2 tRNA genes and 3 rRNA genes are annotated in these 6,048 nt (G+C 47.1%); all 5 read left to right on the top strand.

Features of this window, described 5'->3' with window-relative positions:
* The first annotated feature begins 400 nt into the window (after positions 1-400).
* The 5 genes from BLS59_RS30935 to rrf all read left to right on the top strand — a co-directional run bounded on the left by BLS59_RS30935 (position 401) and on the right by rrf (position 6,004).
* Positions 401-1,922, top strand: a 16S ribosomal RNA gene (locus tag BLS59_RS30935).
* Positions 1,923-2,222: 300 nt separating this feature from the next.
* Positions 2,223-2,297 (top strand) — tRNA-Ile (locus BLS59_RS30930).
* A 113-nt stretch (positions 2,298-2,410) separates the two neighbouring features.
* Positions 2,411-2,487 (top strand) — tRNA-Ala (locus BLS59_RS30925).
* A gap of 268 nt (positions 2,488-2,755) precedes the next feature.
* Positions 2,756-5,634: ribosomal RNA gene (locus tag BLS59_RS30920) — 23S ribosomal RNA — on the top strand.
* 258 nt (positions 5,635-5,892) lie between these two features.
* Positions 5,893-6,004, top strand: a 5S ribosomal RNA gene (gene rrf / locus BLS59_RS30915).
* Together the 16S, 23S and 5S rRNA genes with 2 tRNA genes alongside form the textbook arrangement of a ribosomal RNA operon.
* Positions 6,005-6,048: the final 44 nt, after the last annotated feature.

Here is a 6,048-nt window from a genome sequence, read left to right as displayed (position 1 = left end):
AAATAAGTTTTGGAAAATGCGAAAAGGTTATTACCTTTGCAACCCGAAACGAGGGGATGGAGAAAGCCGGAAACGGTGATTGAGAAAGAGAAAAAAGGGAGCTGATTAAAATCAGCGAAACAAAAAGCAATACCAGAGCGATTCTGGTATAGAAAATGAAAAGTTAGATGAAAGTAATTTCATTAAAACATATAGCGGATTCGGATGATGAAGCGAGAAAGTTCTTTTAAGAAATAGAAAATCATGTAGCGTAACAGCTCAAAGCAAAAAGCAGAAGGCGTAAAGCTGAAAGCAGAAAGCGAAGAGTGGTTATGATAACAAAGAGGGATACTGTATAAAGATACATAATTATACAGATTCTATTATTAATAATAGGGTCAGTGAACAAACAAAACATTTTACAATGGAGAGTTTGATCCTGGCTCAGGATGAACGCTAGCGGCAGGCCTAATACATGCAAGTCGGACGGGATAGAAGAGCTTGCTTTTCTTGAGAGTGGCGCACGGGTGCGTAACACGTATGTAACCTACCTTGTTCAGGGGGATAGCCTCTCGAAAGAGAGATTAAGACCGCATAACATTATTGGATGGCATCATTTGATAATCAAATATTTATAGGAACAAGATGGGCATGCGGAACATTAGCTAGTTGGTGAGGTAACTGCTCACCAAGGCTACGATGTTTAGGGGATCTGAGAGGATGACCCCCCACACTGGTACTGAGACACGGACCAGACTCCTACGGGAGGCAGCAGTAAGGAATATTGGTCAATGGGCGGAAGCCTGAACCAGCCATGCCGCGTGCAGGAAGACGGCCCTACGGGTTGTAAACTGCTTTTGTACCGGAATAAACCTTTGGTCGTGACCAGAGCTGAATGTACGGTAAGAATAAGGATCGGCTAACTCCGTGCCAGCAGCCGCGGTAATACGGAGGATCCAAGCGTTATCCGGATTTATTGGGTTTAAAGGGTGCGTAGGTGGCCTGTTAAGTCAGGGGTGAAAGACGGTAGCTTAACTATCGCAGTGCCTTTGATACTGACGGGCTTGAATACACTAGAGGTAGGCGGAATGTGACAAGTAGCGGTGAAATGCATAGATATGTCACAGAACACCAATTGCGAAGGCAGCTTACTATGGTGTCATTGACACTGAGGCACGAAAGCGTGGGGATCAAACAGGATTAGATACCCTGGTAGTCCACGCCCTAAACGATGAATACTCGATGTTGGCGATATACGGTCAGCGTCTAAGCGAAAGCGTTAAGTATTCCACCTGGGGAGTACGCCCGCAAGGGTGAAACTCAAAGGAATTGACGGGGGCCCGCACAAGCGGAGGAGCATGTGGTTTAATTCGATGATACGCGAGGAACCTTACCCGGGCTTGAAAGTTAGTGAATAAAGCAGAGACGCTTTAGTCCTTCGGGACACGAAACTAGGTGCTGCATGGCTGTCGTCAGCTCGTGCCGTGAGGTGTTGGGTTAAGTCCCGCAACGAGCGCAACCCCTATGTTTAGTTGCCAGCACGTCAAGGTGGGGACTCTAAACAGACTGCCTATGCAAATAGAGAGGAAGGAGGGGACGACGTCAAGTCATCATGGCCCTTACGTCCGGGGCTACACACGTGCTACAATGGATGGTACAGAGGGCCGCTACCTGGCAACAGGATGCCAATCTCTTAAAGCCATTCACAGTTCGGATCGGGGTCTGCAACTCGACCCCGTGAAGTTGGATTCGCTAGTAATCGCGTATCAGCAATGACGCGGTGAATACGTTCCCGGGCCTTGTACACACCGCCCGTCAAGCCATGGAAGCTGGAAGTGCCTGAAGTGCGTAACCGCAAGGAGCGTCCTAGGGTAAAGTCGGTAACTGGGGCTAAGTCGTAACAAGGTAGCCGTACCGGAAGGTGTGGCTGGAATACCTCCTTTCTGGAGCAGTATCCAAAAAGTACTTGTAACTAAGTTACCTACATGATTATTTCTTAAAATAGATTTGAGATGTTAGATATGAGATTTGAGACAAAAGCTAATCGTAAGATTTGCTTATCTTAATACTCAAAACCTGATACTCAATTCTGTTATTAAAACACAAAAAGGAAACCCAAAAGATGAAGCCATCAGTGGCGCTAAACATCTGAGCGGCGAGATTGTAAGAGATTACGGTTTACGATTTACGAATTGATGAGGAAAATCTAAAATCGTAAATCTGAAATCTGAAATCAAGAAAACAGTCCTGTAGCTCAGTTTGGTTAGAGCACTACACTGATAATGTAGGGGTCAGCAGTTCAAATCTGCTCGGGACTACGAAGGGAGTGAAAAGCAGAAAGCCAAAGGCAGAAAGCAGGAAACTTCAGGCTAAGAAAGATAGCAAGGAAAAAGCATTAAGCTTTGAGCCTTCAGCTTTCAGCTCATTTTTAGGGGGATTAGCTCAGCTGGCTAGAGCACCTGCCTTGCACGCAGGGGGTCAACGGTTCGAATCCGTTATTCTCCACCACACCCACCGTTTCCCGAAAGGGATAGGATATTCTGCAAGTTACTTAACCGTTTGTTAAGTATTGGGTAAAGTTCTTTGACATATTGGAAGAAGTAATTGAAAAAAAGAAGACAACAGTATAGAGACGGTTGTTGGCTTTAGATCAAAGACGAAAAGATAAAGGAAAACAGATGGCTTCGGTCATAAAGTCCCCAAGTCCGAAAGTCCCAAAATCTGAACGGCAATCCTATCAAAAAGCATACATACCGAGCAAAAGGCGGTATAGTAGAAGAAAGTAAGAAAGGGTACACGGGGGATGCCTTGGCTCTCAGAGGCGATGAAAGACGTGATAAGCTGCGATAAGCTACGGGGATCAGCAAATATGAATTGATCCGTAGATTTCTGAATGGGGAAACCTGGCTAGTTGAAGACTAGTCGCATAAATGCGCAAACCTGCTGAACTGAAACATCTAAGTAAGCAGAGGAAGAGAAAATAATAATGATTTCCTGAGTAGTGGCGAGCGAAAGGGAAAAAGCCCAAACCAATTATGTTACGGCATAATTGGGGTTGTAGGACCACAACATGAATATCAAAATGAACCGGAATGGGGTGGGAAACCCAGCCATAGAGCATGAGAGCTGCGTACGGGTAAGTAATGATAGGATAGTGGTATCCTGAGTACCGCGAGGTCGGAGACGCCTTGTGGGAATCTGCCGGCACCATCCGGTAAGGCTAAATACTCCTGAGAGACCGATAGTGAACCAGTACCGTGAGGGAAAGGTGAAAAGAACCCCGAACAGGGGAGTGAAATAGAACCTGAAACCGTGTACTTACAAGCGGTCGGAGCGGACTTGTTCCGTGACGGCGTGCCTTTTGCATAATGAGCCTACGAGTTACTCTTTCCTGGCAAGGTTAAGTGTTTAAGACACGGATCCGAAGCGAAAGCGAGTCTGAATAGGGCGTATAGTCAGGGGAGGTAGACGCGAAACCTTGTGATCTACCCATGGGCAGGTTGAAGGTGCCGTAACAGGTACTGGAGGACCGAACCGATAAACGTTGAAAAGTTTCCGGATGACTTGTGGGTAGGGGTGAAAGGCTAATCAAACTGGGAAATAGCTCGTACTCCCCGAAATGTTTTTAGGAACAGCCTGGCGGTTGAGTTATTAAGAGGTAGAGCTACTAATTGGGTGCGGGGGAGTCAAATCCTACCAAATCCAGATAAACTCCGAATGCTTAATAATATACGCTGGAGTGAGGCTCTGGGTGCTAAGGTCCAGGGCCGAGAGGGAAAGAACCCAGACCATCAGCTAAGGTCCCCAAATTACTGCTAAGTTGAACTAACGAGGTCCGATTGCACAGACAGCTAGGATGTTGGCTTGGAAGCAGCCATTCATTTAAAGAGTGCGTAACAGCTCACTAGTCGAGCGATCGGGCATGGATAATAAACGGGCATTAAGCAGTATACCGAAGCTATGGATTTGCAGCAATGCATCTGGTAGGGGAGCATTCTATCGACCGGTGAAGCAGGAATGTAAATGACTGTGGAGGAAATAGAAAAGCAAATGTAGGCATAAGTAACGATAAGGCGGGAGAGAAACCCGCCCACCGAAAGACTAAGGTTTCCTGATCAACGCTAATCGGATCAGGGTTAGTCGGGGCCTAAGGTGAAGCCGAAGGGCGTAGCCGATGGACAACTGGTTAATATTCCAGTACTTTTTATAACTGCGATGCGGTGACGGAGTAGTGACACTGACGCGAACTGACGGAATAGTTCGTTAAAGGCCGTAGGTATAGGAGAGGTAGTTAAGTACGCCACTCTTGCTGAAAGCTGATAGTACTTGAAGCCTTCGGGTGACGAGATAGTTCAGGTAATCAGACTTCCAAGAAAACCCGCTAAGCTTCAGGTTATAAAAACCCGTACCGTAAACCGACACAGGTAGTCGAGGAGAGAATCCTAAGGTGCTCGAGTGAATCATGGCTAAGGAACTCGGCAAAATGGCCCTGTAACTTCGGGAGAAGGGGCGCTTTCAGCAATGGAAGCCGCAGTGAAAAGGCCCAGGCGACTGTTTAACAAAAACACATGGCTATGCAAAATCGAAAGATGACGTATATGGCCTGACACCTGCCCGGTGCCGGAAGGTTAAGAGGGGATGTTAGTCGCAAGGCGAAGCATTGAATCGAAGCCCCGGTAAACGGCGGCCGTAACTATAACGGTCCTAAGGTAGCGAAATTCCTTGTCGGGTAAGTTCCGACCTGCACGAATGGTGTAACGATCTGGGCGCTGTCTCAGCCATGAGCTCGGTGAAATTGTGGTATCGGTGAAGACGCCGGTTACCCGCAACGGGACGGAAAGACCCCATGCACCTTCACTACAACTTAACATTGATATCGGATACAGGATGTGTAGGATAGGTGGGAGACTGTGATCTGGCTTCGCTAGGAGTCAGTTAGTCAACGTTGAAATACCACCCTTTTTGTATCTGGTGTCTAACTCTGCATAGCGGAGGACATTGTTTGGCGGGTAGTTTGACTGGGGTGGTCGCCTCCAAAAAGGTAACGGAGGCTTTCAAAGGTAAGCTCAGTACGCTTGGTAACCGTACGTGGAGTGCAATAGCATAAGCTTGCTTGACTGTGAGGCAGACAAGCCGAGCAGGGTCGAAAGACGGATATAGTGATCCGGTGGTTCTGCATGGAAGGGCCATCGCTCAAAGGATAAAAGGTACGCTGGGGATAACAGGCTGATCTCCCCCAAGAGCTCATATCGACGGGGAGGTTTGGCACCTCGATGTCGGCTCGTCACATCCTGGGGCTGGAGAAGGTCCCAAGGGTTGAGCTGTTCGCTCATTAAAGTGGCACGCGAGCTGGGTTCAGAACGTCGCGAGACAGTTCGGTCCCTATCTGTTGTGGGCGTTGGAAGTTTGAGTGGGGCTGACCTTAGTACGAGAGGACCGGGTTGGACTAACCTCTGGTGAATCTGTTATGGCGCCAGCTGTATTGCAGAGTAGCTACGTTGGGAATAGATAAGCGCTGAAAGCATCTAAGTGCGAAACTAGCCACAAGATGAGACTTCCATTGAGGGTCGTAGCAGACTACTACGTTGATAGGTCATAGGTATAAAGGTGGTGACATCATAGCCGAGTGATACTAATTGCCCGAAGCTTTCTCATAGCAGGTAATGAATGGTGATCAGTGAAAAAGGACGAAAAGATAAAAGACAAAAAGACCTCGGTCCTTAGTCCTTGATCCTAGCTCTTTACGCTGGTCACCGAGAAAAACTAATACTGTTGTTTTCTTTGATCAAATACTTCTTTCAATAATATGTCATTGTTTGTGATGGACAAAAGACGGATGGATAAAAGACAAAAGATGAAAAATCCTTGTTCCTTAATCTTTCAGTCCTTACTCCTAACCAACATTAAAAACATTCAGGTGCCTATATCGGCGGTGTCTACCTCTTCCCATTCCGAACAGAGAAGTCAAGCCCGCCAGAGCCGATGGTACTGCGGTAAAACGTGGGAGAGTAGGTCGGTGCCCAATCTTAAATCAAGCCCTTGCTGGAAACAGTTAAGGGCTTTTTTTAT

The organism is Mucilaginibacter pineti, from assembly GCF_900101875.1.
Lineage (GTDB): Bacteria > Bacteroidota > Bacteroidia > Sphingobacteriales > Sphingobacteriaceae > Mucilaginibacter > Mucilaginibacter pineti.
The sequence above is the reverse complement of the archived record's forward strand: the minus strand, read 5'-3'. Positions and strand labels throughout refer to the sequence as shown.